This window comes from Chryseobacterium cheonjiense (genome assembly GCF_012927265.1).
Lineage (GTDB): Bacteria > Bacteroidota > Bacteroidia > Flavobacteriales > Weeksellaceae > Chryseobacterium > Chryseobacterium cheonjiense.
The window spans coordinates 314,567-328,895 of sequence record NZ_JABBGF010000002.1 but is presented as its reverse complement, the minus strand read 5'-3'; the positions used below and the strand labels follow the sequence as shown (position 1 = coordinate 328,895).

Annotated in this window: 10 protein-coding genes; all 10 read right to left on the bottom strand. The window is 39.0% G+C overall.

All coding sequences use genetic code 11. From position 1 onward, the window contains the following. Nucleotides 1-22: 22 nt before the first annotated feature. The gene (locus HHL20_RS12020) at nucleotides 23-463 is read right to left on the bottom strand and encodes a hypothetical protein (protein ID WP_169231435.1); all 441 of its coding nucleotides are present in this window, start codon (nucleotides 461-463) and stop codon (nucleotides 23-25) included. A 100-nt stretch (nucleotides 464-563) separates the two neighbouring features. Next, nucleotides 564-3,236, bottom strand: a complete 2,673-nt coding sequence (locus HHL20_RS12015; RefSeq protein WP_169231434.1) for a TonB-dependent receptor — start codon at nucleotides 3,234-3,236, stop codon at nucleotides 564-566. A gap of 210 nt (nucleotides 3,237-3,446) precedes the next feature. Further along, nucleotides 3,447-4,307 carry a carboxylating nicotinate-nucleotide diphosphorylase gene (gene nadC, locus HHL20_RS12010; RefSeq protein WP_169231433.1) on the bottom strand — a complete coding sequence of 287 codons (861 nt, stop codon included), beginning with the start codon at nucleotides 4,305-4,307 and terminating at the stop codon, nucleotides 3,447-3,449. Nucleotides 4,308-4,317: 10 nt separating this feature from the next. Next, complete coding sequence (locus HHL20_RS12005; RefSeq protein ID WP_169231432.1) at nucleotides 4,318-4,962, bottom strand: hypothetical protein; 645 nt, start codon at nucleotides 4,960-4,962, stop codon at nucleotides 4,318-4,320. A 15-nt stretch (nucleotides 4,963-4,977) separates the two neighbouring features. Continuing rightward, nucleotides 4,978-6,549 carry an L-aspartate oxidase gene (gene nadB, locus HHL20_RS12000; protein WP_169231431.1) on the bottom strand — a complete coding sequence of 524 codons (1,572 nt, stop codon included), beginning with the start codon at nucleotides 6,547-6,549 and terminating at the stop codon, nucleotides 4,978-4,980. 30 nt (nucleotides 6,550-6,579) lie between these two features. Then, nucleotides 6,580-7,206, bottom strand: a complete 627-nt coding sequence (locus HHL20_RS11995) for an NAD(P)H-dependent oxidoreductase (RefSeq protein WP_169231430.1) — start codon at nucleotides 7,204-7,206, stop codon at nucleotides 6,580-6,582. A 196-nt stretch (nucleotides 7,207-7,402) separates the two neighbouring features. Then, complete coding sequence (locus tag HHL20_RS11990; RefSeq protein ID WP_169231429.1) at nucleotides 7,403-9,661, bottom strand: T9SS type B sorting domain-containing protein; 2,259 nt, start codon at nucleotides 9,659-9,661, stop codon at nucleotides 7,403-7,405. A gap of 116 nt (nucleotides 9,662-9,777) precedes the next feature. Further along, the gene (locus HHL20_RS11985) at nucleotides 9,778-12,027 is read right to left on the bottom strand and encodes a T9SS type B sorting domain-containing protein (RefSeq protein WP_169231428.1); all 2,250 of its coding nucleotides are present in this window, start codon (nucleotides 12,025-12,027) and stop codon (nucleotides 9,778-9,780) included. A gap of 163 nt (nucleotides 12,028-12,190) precedes the next feature. Next, on the bottom strand, nucleotides 12,191-12,667 hold the full coding sequence (gene rnhA, locus HHL20_RS11980) for a ribonuclease HI (RefSeq protein WP_169231427.1): 477 nt from the start codon (nucleotides 12,665-12,667) through the stop codon (nucleotides 12,191-12,193). Between the two features lie 58 nt (nucleotides 12,668-12,725). Then, entirely contained in the window at nucleotides 12,726-14,318 is a 1,593-nt protein-coding gene (gene dnaB / locus HHL20_RS11975; RefSeq protein ID WP_169231426.1) for a replicative DNA helicase, read from the bottom strand. Between the last annotated feature and the right edge of the window lie 11 nt (nucleotides 14,319-14,329).

Here is a 14,329-nt window from a genome sequence, read left to right as displayed (position 1 = left end):
AAAATTGTTTAAGTTAATATATTTATGCCCCGAAGACTCTCGTCCACGGGAACGCGAATGCAAATAAACCTACTGCAATCAGTCCCATAATTACAACTCCTAAAGAGATGGTAGGGTTGATTTTTACTTTTTTATTGACGATGGTCATTAAAACCGCAGCAATCAGCATGGAAGACGGATGTTCTACATACTGAAACCTTGAATAAGAATCGCTCATCAAAGTACCGGAATCCAAAGCTGCTTTAAAGCCCGGAGAAAAAATTAGCAGCAAAGCGATGCCCACTAAAAACTGAACATGAAAGAAAATCATCGTAAAAAGCGTTGTTTTCTTTAAGAACTTGTTCACTTTACCGCTGAATCCGAACATTACTGTTAAAAGGGCAATCGTAAATAAAGCTACTAAAACTAATTCTAAATACCCAAAGCCTTTATGGGCGCTAAGGAAAATTTTGTAAAAATCCATATCCTAATTTTTTCTTTTTTAAAGTACACAAATATAGCAAAAATCCCGGCGAAAAGCCGGGATTGATATTTAGAAAATCTAATGTTTTATTAGTTAGATCTTAGAATCTGTAAGAAAGTGATGCAGACCACGTTCTTCCGAATCCGAAATATACCTGGTTGGCAGTATCAATTCCTTTCCAGTTTTGATTAGTTGCACCAGCATCTCCGTTACGGATACTTGACTTACCATCAGAAATGTAAACCGTATCAAATACGTTGTAAACATTTCCTGTTAATGTTAAGCTCTGTCCGTTTTTGAAATCAAACTTATAAGATGCACCTACATCGAATAAGTGGAAGTGAGGGTACTTCAAAGCTCCGCTTTTAGCAGCATCTTTCACAACACCATTTTCAATAAGGTAATCTCTATTGAAGTTGATTAAACCAAAATAGTTATTAGCATAATTCCAAGTTCCAAAGATACTTAATGGTTTTACCGGTTTTAATGTAAATCCTAATGAAGCAGTTGTCTGTGCAGCATCAGAAACTTTTACTTTGTCCAGAGCAAATACAACATCTGTACTTCCGTTGAAGCTAATTGGAGTTCCGTTTTCATCGAAAAGGTTACCTGTAGGATTTCCTTTGTAGTACCAGTTTCCTACTGAAAGCATTCCGTTGAATGTCAAATAATCAGTTGCTTTTAAGCTTCCTTCAAATTCTACCCCCATGTGGATTTCTTCAATCCCGGTAATGTTGGCATAAGGTCTGTTATAAACATTTGTTCCAGTAGCAGGTAAAGATGGATTAATCGCAATACCAGGTAGATTTGAGAATCTTTGATATCTATCTTTCCATGAAGTATAATAAAGGTTTACATTCGCATTAAAGATACCGCTTCTAAATCCATAGCCCGCTTCAGCTGAAGCGATTTTCTCGTTAGTAAGTAGTGGATTCACGATTTGCTGGTTACCTGTAGCTCTTCCATCGGGAGAGTTAAAAGTTGGATTAGTTGGATTGGCAACAGCAAGTGGTGAATTATATACAGCAAAGAAATTAGGTTGTTTAGAATAATATCCTACGTTAACAAATACGTTATGTTGTCCGTCAATATTATAATTAACACCTCCTTTAGCGTTAAATCCAAAAAGGAATTTCATTGGAGTTTTTGTATTTACAGTCTGACCTTGCTGAACAGTCACACCATCAACGATCCAGTTGTCAATTCTGCTGTATCCCTGTTCTGAGGCAGATCCCTGGATAAATGCTGAAATTTTATCATTCGTATATTCAAGCTGACCAAAAATACCTCCCCAAAGGACTTCACCATTATAGTTTCTGTAAACTACCTGATCTTTATCTTTTAATGCTTTTGCAAAAGGGTTTGCTGAAGGTTCAGGACTCTGAACAAGTGTTACATCATATCCTCCAGGAATATTTTTGTTGTCTTTTTCAATATATTTTGTATTCCCCCAAAGATCAGTTAAAACTCCCGGGTGGTAACCATAGTAATATCTTCCGTCAAATCCAGCTGAGAAATTCCAGTTTTCATTAATTTTGTGTTGGAAGTTTGTAAGAATTCCGTACCAGTCATGTGAGTTAATGCTTGCTCTTCTTGTTAATCCATTAGTTCTTGTAGCAATACCTGGTGTTGCATTTACTTTGTTAATGCCTGTATTGTTTGCGATATTAGGATCCCAGATTACATTTTGTCCCTGGTTCCATCTTACGATATCATCAAATCTGATAAGACCGTCTGCGGTTTTAGGTAAGCTGTTGATGTTTGTTCCGTTGATACTTCCCATAACACCTGTTCCGCCTCCTCTACCCCAAGAAGCGTACCCTACTGTAGATAATTTTGATTTTTCAGAAATTTTCCAATCCCAGTTGATGGATGCTACCGGTTTGCTATAGAAGTTGATTGACTGAGACATTACATCTCCATTCAGCATACCCCAGTTAGAGTTGTATCTTCTATTTGGTTCATCAACACCATTTCCATACTGGATAAATTTGTCGATTCTACTCTGGAAGTTTTGCATATGCCATTGAGGCGCTCCTGTAAAAGTAAACTGGAAGTCATGTTTTTCGTTTGGCTGATAACCTAAGGCAAAATAATAGTTATAAGCTTCAAATTCACTCGCGTCAATATATGTATTTCCTGCAGTTCTGCTCATTAAGAATGATGTAGACCATCCTTTAGCATTTTTACCTGTATTATAAGAAAATAAAGTTTTCAGATAACCGTCATTTCCTAATCCAACAGTAACATTACCTTCTCTTTTCTTATCTGCAGCTCTTGTAATAATGTTAATGGTACCTCCAATAGAAGCAATGGCTAACTTTGAAGAACCAAGACCTCTTTGTACCTGCATCGCAGAAGTTACGTCAGATAAACCAGCCCAATTAGACCAGTATACTGTACCTCCTTCCATGTCATTAACGGGTACCCCATTAATCATTACGGCTGTGTTGTTTGTATCAAACCCTCTGATGTTCAGACGTCCGTCTCCAAAACCTCCACCTCCTTTTGCGGAGTAAATAGAAGGGGTTGTTTTTAGGATTTCAGGGAATTCCTGATTTCCTAATCTTTCAACGATTTGTGCTTCCTTGATTGTTGAAACTGCTACAGGAGTTTTTCTGTCTTTTGCAATGTCAGCAACTCCGGTTAGTACAACTTGTTCAATGTCTTTAGACCTTGTATCCACAGTGTCCTGAACCTGTTGAGCGTAATAGACGCTAGCTGTGGATAATGTGATTATCGCCGTTAGCATCGATTTGTTGATTAATTTCATAATCGTTAGTAATAGTTAGATTTAAATTTTCTGCAAAATTCGGTAAATAAAATTTAACTAATATTAACTTTATGTTAATTTTTACTCAATCTTAATAAGCTCTATATTTCTGATTTACAATGTATTGAATAATATTTGAAATATCACATGAAAAAAATCACATTATTGAATTTTTAACAAAACATATTTATTTTTATTAAAAATTCATCTTTATTTAACGGCTTTAAGGCTGAGATCCATATTTTCGGCGGAGTGCGTTAATGCCCCTGCAGAAATATAAGTAACTCCTGTGGATGCGATTTCCTTAAGCTGATCACGGGTAATTCCACCAGATGCTTCTGTTTCACACGAGCCATTGATCATCTTAACAGCTTCCTTCATCATTTTCAAATCCATATTATCAAGCATGATTCTGTCAACTTTTGCTTTGATAGCTTCCTGCACTTCTTCAAGGTTTCTGGTTTCAACCTCAATCTTAAGTTTTTTCTTATTTTTTTTAATGTAATCCTTCGCCATTTTTACGGCATTGGTAATGCTTCCGTTGTAATCGATATGATTGTCTTTCAGCATGATCATGTCATACAATCCATACCGATGATTGGTTCCTCCGCCAATAGCGACCGCCCACTTTTCGCAGATTCTGAAATTCGGTGTTGTTTTTCTTGTGTCCAGAAGCTTGGTTTTGGTACCGACAAGGCGAGAATCCCAGTCATGCGTAAGGGTTGCAATACCGCTCATTCTCTGCATGCAGTTTAAAACCAGTCTTTCAGTAGAAAGAATCGATCTTGCGCTTCCCGTTACGAGGAAAGCTATATCTCCAATTTTTACGGCATCACCATCTTTTACGAAAGTCTCAATTTTGAGATTCTTATCAAAAGTTTTAAATATGATTTTAGCCAATTCTACTCCTGCAATAATGCAATCCTGCTTTACCAGAAGCTTGGCGCTTTGTTCCAGGTCTTTCGGGATCGTAGAAAGGGTAGAGTGGTCGCCATCCTGAATATCCTCCTCCAGTGCATTTTTTATGAATTGTTTTAACGCTTTATCTGTAACGTATGCAGGTCTTTTCATATTTTCAAAATTAGTAATAGTAAGATGATTTTTTTCCGAATAACAAATCGTGAATGATAAAAAGCAAAATTACTTCATTTTCTTTAGCTTTTATTTTTTCAAACTCTATTTTATTTTTTATGCGGATATTATCTTGATTGGATCCTGTAAATTCTATCACATATTTGCCATCTCTTCGTCCGTTCCAGTAAGGCGTTTTTGAATAAAGAAAATATTTCCAATGTAGGCTTTTCCAGTCGTATTCCTGATTATGAAAAATCAGTTTATCTTTATTGAATTGTAAAATAGGATGTTGATGATTGTTGATGTAATAAAACGTTAAAGTAAGCTTATTGTCATTAATGATTTCATCAAGATTAAATGTGTCCTTTCCAAAATAATATGGCTTTCCGATTTTAAGAATATTGCATATCAAATTCAAAGGAAGAGAATACTTAGCTTTGGAAATGATAATTTTTTTTAAGCAATTAAAAAATTTAAATCCAAAAGACACAGAAGCTAAAATGAACATCCATCCCAGAATATATAGTACATCATAATGCTTGCATCCGAAAGTGAGGAACATCAATATTGTAAAAACGAGAAAAATCAATAATATTCCTAAAACAGATAAAATATTGACGACCGGTAGAATTCTCAGACTGAAGATTTCCATATTCTGTTTTAAGTTCTAAGCCAGATCTTTATTATAAAAAGCTCCTTTATTCTCTTTCATTTCCATGGATTGAGTGATGATGAGGTGTGCTACGGTGGTTAAATTTCTCAATTCCGAAAGCTGAGGAGAAAGAATGGAGTAGTGATAGATTTCATCTACGGCAGCAGCAATTTCCTGGTGTTTCTGAAGCGCCATATTGAGGCGGCGGTTGCTTCGTACAATACCTACAAGATCGCTCATCATTTCCTGAAGCTGCTTCCTAAGGTAGGAAACGATCACCATTTCATCCATGATTTTCATTCCTTCCTCATTCCATTCCGGTACAGCTTTGAGATCATCGAAATTAAAATGGTTTTCATTTAAAAGCTCAACAGTTTTAATGGCAGCATTATGCCCGAAAACCAATCCTTCAAGCAATGAATTGGATGCCAGTCTGTTGGCGCCGTGAAGTCCTGAGTTGGTACATTCTCCTACTGCAAAAAGATTTCTGATGGAAGATTGCCCGTCTTTGTCTACTTCAATTCCTCCCATCAGGTAATGGCAGGCAGGAACTACCGGAATCAGCTGTTTGAAAGGATCAATTCCTTCTTCTTCACATTTTTTGTAAATATTGGGAAAATGTTCAAGGAATTTTTCATGGTTCATTTCGCGGCAGTCCAGTCCTACATATTCATCACCGGTAATTTTCATTTCGGCATCAATGGCTCTTGCTACGATATCGCGAGAGGCCAGTTCTTCACGCTCATCATATTTATGCATGAATTTTTCACCTCTTTTTGTTCTTAATTTTGCTCCGTCACCACGAACGGCTTCGGAAATCAGAAAAAGCATTCCGTCGATTTTACTATATAGTGCGGTAGGATGAAACTGGTAATACTGCATGTTGGAAACTTTTCCTTTTGCTCTGGCTACAAAAGCGATTCCGTCTCCTGTAGCAATCGTGGGATTGGTGGTGTTTTTATACACATGTCCAGCTCCTCCTGTTGCCACTAATGTTATTTTCGATGTAATTTTTTTTATTTTTTTAGATTTTTCATCTAAAATATAAGCGCCGTAACAGTGGATGTCTCCTTCATTCAGTTCTTTTCCCGGAACGTGATGCTGGGTAATGATGTCAATAACATAATGATGATCCAGGATTTCAATATTACTGCTTTTGTTAGCTGTTTCCAGAAGAGCTCTTTCGATCTCGAAACCCGTAATATCTTTATGGTGTACGATTCGGTTTTCGGTATGGCCGCCTTCTCTTCCCAACGCGAATTCTCCGTTTTTCATATCGAAGTTGGCGCCCCATTCCACGATTTCATTGAATCTTGCAGGAGCTTCCGTCACAACCATTTTTACAACATCACGCTTGTTTTCGCCGTCTCCGGCACGCATAGTGTCTTCAATATGTTTGTCAAAATTATCGTTTTTAGAGTCTGTAACGACCGCAAGACCGCCTTGTGCATATTTGGTATTGCTCTCATCCTCATCGGATTTTGTTACAATAATTATTTTGGCATCAGGAAGCTGCTCAGAAACTTTAATAGCATAGGAAAGTCCCGAAATCCCGGAACCGATTACTAATACATCCGCTTTTATCATATCCTTAGTTTAAGACAATCGTCTAAATAATTAAATAAATTTAAACAATTTTTCGTTTGGTTTTCTTACTTTTTTCATGTATTGGAAATGATCTTCCTCTGATCGGTAGCCTAGAGCGAGGGTAACGGTTACTTTTTCAGTCTCAGGATTTAATTCTAAAATTTCTTCGATAAGATCCGGACGGAAGCCCTCCATAGGACAGGTATCTATACTTTCCATCGCTGCGGCATACATAAGGTTTGCCAGTACGATATAAGATTGTTTTTCTGCCCAGTTGAAAATTTCGTCCTGGGTTTTTTGATTAATATGCTGATTGATGCTGTTTCTGAAAAGGTCAAGTTTTTCCGACGGAGTTTCTCTCACTTCTGAAATATGTCTGAAATATCCGTTGACATAATTTTCATCCAAGGATTTTTTCGATACAATGACAATCAGATGGGAACATGTTGAGATCTGGGACGGATTGTAAAATGCAGGAATCAGTTTTTCTTTCATTTCCTTACTTTCCACAACAAGGATTCTGTAAGGCTGAAGGCCAAGTGAGCTGGCCGATAATTTCCCGGACTCCAGAATATTATGCAACGCTTCCCGGGGGATAATTTCGTTGTTAAATTTTTTTACAGAATATCTTCTGCTTAAAGCTTCCAAATAATTCATAAGACAAATTTAAGGATTGAACATGAATAAATTCGGTTTTAACACGAAATATGCTAAATAATTACCGCGTGATTATTATAGGTGTTATGGAGCCTTCAAGGTTTTTATAACCTTGAAGGTTTGGCCATGGATGATCCAATAGTTTCGGCGGCCTGAAAGGCCGCCGAAACTATTACAAATAATATTGTTTTACGGGTTAATCCCTGTTTTTTACAAGTATCCAACCTGAATATTTAATGGGAGTATTTTTCTTATCATTTTCATTCCACGAAACAGAATACCAGTAACTTCCCGTAGGTACCTTTCTTCCTCCCATGGTTCCGTCCCAACGATAGCGGTTGGTTTTGTCTGCTTTATGAATCAATGCGCCGTATCGATCGAAAACATTAAAAATAAGATTTTGCTTTCCTGCAAGTGCTGAATAATCAATTCCATCATTCACACCGTCTCCGTTAGGGGTAATCACGTTAATGATATTTGGTACGACAACTGTGATGTCAATCGGCTGACAATCGTAAGCATCTTTTACGTAAACCTTTAAATCCCCGCGTGGTATATTTGTGAATTCATTAGAATCCTGCCAGTTGATTCCATCGGTAGAATATTTATACGGTGCGGTGCCTCCCATCGCATATATTGTAACGGTATTAGTTGAAATATCAACATTTGAAATTACAGGTTGTTCTGAAGCATAGACCTTCACTGGCTGTGTAACAACGCAGTCTCCTGTCTTCAGTTTCACCCAATAGGTACCCACTCCGACATTTGAAATCGACTGAGTCGTTGCACCTGTGCTCCATTCGTAGCCCGTAAATCCGGGTCCTGCATCCAAAGTTGTAGTATCTTCCATACAAATGATCTTATCATCAAGAGTAGCCGAGAACACCGGAGGAATCACGATAAGGTTAACTTTAGCGATGGCATAACATCCGTTTCCGTTTGAAACCTTAATATAAACGACTCCGTTTGGAGAGATATACGATGAAGGGTTTGCGATTCCGTTAGTTCCGTTTTGTGCGTCTGTTAATGATGGATAGTACTGTTTCACGGTTCCGCTCTGGGTTGTTACGGGAGCTGTGGTAAGATTAAATAATCCTGTTGAGGGATTGCTTTCGATGGAGCAGGTTCTTAATGTTGCTTCCTGAACTTCTACAATAGGGAAAAGTGCCAATGTGATTTGTGCTACATCTGTACATCCCTGTGGCGTAGTCACCTGTGCATAAATTGTTGCTGCCGGGGAAAGGAAAGCGGAAGGATTGGTGATCGGGTTATTATGATTGGTAAGGTCATACATGGTATTGTAAAATACAGACGTACTTCCGGGAACTGATGATAATGCGGCTGAGGTAAGATCAAATACGGCTCCTCCTGTATTATTGTTATTACATCCGGTAAGCGTCACATCATTAGCTGCAAAAGGACTTGGCGTAAGCACAATAGTTCCGTCTCCATTGTCGCACAGCGTAGAGGAAGGGTCTTTTACTACAACGGTAATCGTCGTCGTTCCTGCAGAATACTGATAATCGGACGGGTTGGTAATCGGTGTTCCGCCCGGCCCGAAATAAGAGAATACATAGTTTGAAGGATTGGTTACAAACTGGTTCTGGAAGGAAGTTAAATCTACCGCTCCGTTTCCTGTGGCAGGATTTACACAAACAAAAGGATTGATTGTATTGGTTAATATCGGAACTTTATCGATATAGATTTTTGCATTTTTAATAGAGTGTCTTGCACTTGCTCCTCCTGTCGCTGCAGAGAAACCGAAATACCCTGTCGTCATACCAATAGCACCTCCGGAAGGAGCAAAAGACTGGTCTGCAATCAGGACGCCGTCTATTCTTATTTTAATAAGCCAGTTGGTGGGATTGGCAGGATCTGTTTCTCCGTTTACTTCAACATGTTTATACGTTGAACCTACGAAAGGTTGTGTAGGATTCAGATCCGGCGAATGGAATGTGCTTCCCGGGGTGGTATTATATTCTATATTGTTGTTTAAGCCATTATTGGTTCCGTATAAAACGTGGACTTTACTCATCTGGCCTTCAGTAGAATTGTTGAAAATATCAAATCCCACCATCAATCCGTTAGCGTTTGCCGGAATTCCGAGACCGCCTCCCGAAATAAATCCGGTTGGAGGATTCGCCAGATACCAAAAGGTGAAGCCGTCGCCTCTTCCATACTGTGCGGTTCCGTTTCCATCGATCCTGAAATCAAATTCTACCTTCCATTTGTCACAATATTTAAGGTTAATGGGGTCCTGAAGTTTGATGGCCCCGTACTGATTGCCGACATCCTGGGTCAGCTGTATAAAATCTGTGTTTATAACAGCGCTAGAAACAAGATCCCAACCTGTAACGTTTACAGGATTACCGGTAAGCTGATAAGTCTGCGCAGAAATTTTGCCGGATAAGCAAATGAAAATTAAGAAGAAATAAGAGAGCAGATTGTTTTTCATGAGGTGATTGGTTATTAAATGATATGTTTTTACTGCTCATTTATGTTTTTTTGAAGAATGTTTTTATAGGGCTAAAAAAAGACCACCCCATGATGGAGTGATCTTAATGTAAATTATTATTCTCTGTTTTTTACCAATACCCAGCCATTGTAAGTGGTCTGTGTGTTGTTTTTATCGTTTTCATTCCAGGTGATGGTGTACCAGTAGGTGCCGGTGATAACTTTTTTACCGCCTGTTGTTCCGTCCCATTTGTAATTTCTTATTTTGTCGGCCTGGTAAAGCTTGTTTCCGTATCTGTCGAATATGGTGAAAACAAGGTTTTTCTTGTAAGCCAATGCAGAATAATCAATTACATCATTCACATTATCTCCGTTCGGAGTAATGGCATTAATGAGATTTGGAACGGTAACCTGTACCTGAATCGGAGTGCAGTCGTAGGTGTCTTTTACAAATACTTTGACTTCGCCTCTAGCAAGTCCGGTAAATACATTCGAATCCTGCCAATTTGTCCCATCGAGCGAATATTGGTAAGGTCCTTTTCCACCTTTTACATTTACGGTAATGGTATTGTTAGTAATGTCAATAGTGGCAATAACCGGCTGGGGTGAAGAGTTTACCTTTACCATCTGCATGGCTGTACATCTTCCTGTTTTTAGCTTTACCCAATACAGACCGGGTGTAATATTTTGAACAGATTGGGTGGTAGCTCCTGTGCTCCATAAATAGGCGTCAAATCCCGGACCTGCATCCAAAGTGGTTTTATCATCGATACAAATGATTTGGTCTTTCAGTACTGAAGAATAAACAGGAGGTAAAACTTTAAGCGTTATTTTAACAATAACGAAACAGCCTGCAAGATTGGTAATTCTTACATATACGGTTGACGATGTCGAAATATAATTGTTTGCCGGCACAATTTCATTGGTACCTGCAAGTGCATCAGCTTCCGTTTTGAAATATTTCTTCGTAATACCCGATGCTGAAGTTAGATTTGCCTGTGTAAGATCGAATGATGCTGTTGTAGGAGCATTCTCTATAAAGCATGATTCTATCGTGGCATCATTTGATACGATTGGTGGGAAGAATGCCAGCGTAATGGGCGCAGAACCCACGCATCCTAATGGCGTGGTTACTTTTACGTATACAGTACCCGCTGCCGAAACATAATTTGCTGGGTTCGGAATTTCAATCCCTGCATTCATGTCTGCTAATGTTTTGTAATATTTTTTTGTGGAACCTGCGGGTTCGTTAACGTTCGCTAAAGTGAGGTTAAAGCTGGCTGTTCCGGCGTTATTGTTATTACATGCAGTAAGCGTGGCTGGAGTTGCAGTAAATGGTGACAGATTGAGCTGGATCTTGCCATCGGGGTTATCACACAATAATCCGGAATTATCTTTGACCAATACAGAAACAGTTGTATTGGCACTAAACTGATAATTAGCAGGGTTTGTAATCGGAGTGCCTGATACACTGTATGAAAAAGTATAGTTGGCAGGATTTGCAACAAACTGATTCTGATAGCTCGTTAAATTTGCTGTTCCTTGACCGGTTGACGGATTGGGGCAGAAAGTATCGGTTACCGTAGTCTGATTAAGGGCTACTTTGTCAATATAAACTTTTACATTTTTAATAGAATGTCTTGATCTGTTTCCTCCTGTCGAAGCTGAAAATCCGAAATAACCAACAGTCATTGAAGCTGCGGTTCCTGATGGTGCAAAAGACTGGTTACAGATTAAGTTTCCGTCGATAGTGATTTTCACAATCCAGTTCGCCGGTGCAGCAGGATCTACCTGTGCGGTTACTTCTACATGCTTGTAAGTTGTTCCCTGGAAAGGAAGGGTAGTATTCATATCCGGTGAGTGAAATGAGCTCCCGGCAACATTGAAGAATTCTACATTATTGTTATCCGTAGTATTGGCAACCTGGCCGTAAGCAACGTGTACTTTGCTCATCACCGCTGTGGTAGTATTGTTGTAGGTATCTAATCCTACAATAAATCCTACGGCATTTTGTGAAACTCCAAGACCTGAGCCCAGTACGCTGGCCACCGGTGGGTTGGCAAGATACCAGAATGCAATGCCGTCTCCATTTGCGGTTTGATTAGAATCCATTCGGAAATCGAATTCCACTCTCCATTTATCGCAATATTTAAGGTTGATGGGATCGTTCAGACGAATTGAGCCGGATTGGTTATTGGTGTCGGGAGTCAGCTGTACGAAATCTGTATTGACTACAGTGGGAGCTACCATCGTCCATCCCGTGGTATTTACAGGGCTTCCTGTTAGCTGATAAGTTTGTGATAAAACATATTGCGGAAAAAGAAGCAACAGATTTACCAATAAAAAGAGGTAGATTTTTTTACTCATTTATTAGACACTTAGATTTAGACGTGTCAAAGATATTAAATCCTAATCAATAAATATATATTTAATGTTAATTTTGCTGAATTTAATGGTTATTTTATAATAAATGATAAGTTATGGAGAGAAATGCTGAATGGTTTTTATTCGTATTTAGTTTGAATATAAATTAAAAAAGGGAATTCTTTTCAAGGTTTTCGAAATAGGTGTCAATAGCTAAGTCTGCTGAGGATGAGGCGGTTACGGCGAGTTTGTCGCACAGTTCATTTTCAAAATGTCCGGCGTGACCTTTGATCCAGTGCATTTTTGGCTTGTGAAGATTATACAATACTACAAATCTTTGCCAGAGATCAGGATTTTTCACATTTTTCCATCCCCTTTTTATCCATCCGGCAAGCCAGTTTTGGTTAATAGCATCGGCAACATACTTGCTGTCGGTGTAAATGTGGATGTCGTTTTCTGGAGATTTCAGTTTTTCCAGAGCCGTAATTACGGCAAGGAGCTCCATTCTGTTGTTGGTAGTTTTCCTGAATCCTTTCGAAAACGTTTTCTGGTAATTTTTTTCGGGTACCCGCATGAGAATTCCATATCCGCCTTTTCCGGGATTTCCGCTGCATGCTCCGTCGGTGTATATTTCTATTTTCATGAGGTAGATTAGGGCTAAAATTTAGATTTAAAAGTTATATAAATCTTAGCTTAAATTTTTAAAAAGGAAAATCGTCATCATCATCAAAATCATTCATGGAAGATCCTGAAACCTGAGAATTGCTCGGAAGGTCAAACGCTGCTCCCGGCTGTATGGTTGTTTTAATCTTATCAAAACCGCTCGGTTCAGAAGATCCGAAATTGGAAGGATATCCGCCACCCATTCCTCCATCAAAAGCAGCTTCAATATCCCCGAATTTAGCAAAATGCTTCAGGAAGGATAACCGCACATCGGCCGTTGCACCATTTCTGTGCTTGGCAATAATAAGCTCTGCCTGGTTTTCCGTTGAGGTTTCCTGGCCTTCTTCATCATTATCCCAAACGGTAATTTTATAATACTCAGGTCTGAAGATAAATGATACGATGTCCGCATCCTGTTCAATCGCTCCGGATTCCCTAAGGTCGGAAAGCTGAGGTCTTTTTCCGGGACGTGTTTCCACACTACGGGAAAGCTGTGAAAGAGCAATTACCGGAACGTTAAGTTCTTTTGCGATGGCCTTGAGGGATCTTGATATCATGGAGATTTCCTGCTCACGGTTTCCAGTACCTTTTCCGCCACCTCCGGCTGTCATCAGCTGAAGATAATCGACCATGATAAGGCGTACCCCATGCTGCATTACCAGTCTTCGGCATTTTGCACGGAAATCGAATATAGAAAGAGAAGGAGTTTCATCAATATACAAAGGGGCATTTTCCAGCTCGGATACGTTGGAGAACAGTCTCTGCCATTCTTCATCATCCAGGGTTCCTTTTCTTAATTTTTCGGAAGAAATTCTTGTTTCGGAAGCGATCATCCTGGTAATAAGCTGTACAGATGCCATCTCGAGAGAGAACAGGGCCATCGGAATTTTGTGTCCCACCGCTATGTTTCTCGCCATGGAAAGAAGAAATGCCGTTTTTCCCATGGCCGGACGTGCCGCAATAATGATAAGATCAGAATTCTGCCATCCCCCGGTTTCTTTATCTACATCACGGAATCCTGAAGGAACTCCGGAAAGACCTTCTTTATCTTTTAAAGATTTAATGGTTTCAATAGCCTGCTTTACCAAAGAATTGGCCGTATCAAATCCTTTCTTGATGGTTCCGTTGGTAATTTCGAAAAATGACTGTTCGGCTTTATCCAAAAGTTCAAAAACGTCGGTTGATTCTTTATACGCAGCATCGATAACGTTTGCCGATACATTAATTAAACTTCTTAAAATATATTTTTCCAGAATAACACGAACATGGTACTCAATATGGGCAGATGAACTGACCCCCATAGTAAGATCAATGATATAGCTGTCCCCACCCGCCAGATTAAGTCTGCCTTCTTTCTTCAGATCCTGAATAATGGTCATTAAATCCACCGGCTGATTGCCTTCGTACAGTTTTAAAATGGTAGAAAAAATTACCTGATGTCTCGGATCATAAAAAACTTCCGGTGTCAGTAAGTCAATAGAATGGTCCAGACCCTTTTTGTCAATTAAAAAGGTTCCGATTACCAGCCTTTCGAAATCCAGGGCATTGGGCGGCATTTTACCGTCAGCAATGGAGAGTTCTTTTGCAAAGTTTCCGTTCGTCAATGAAGATAATGTTTCTTTCTGCGCCATAGTTCTGCAAA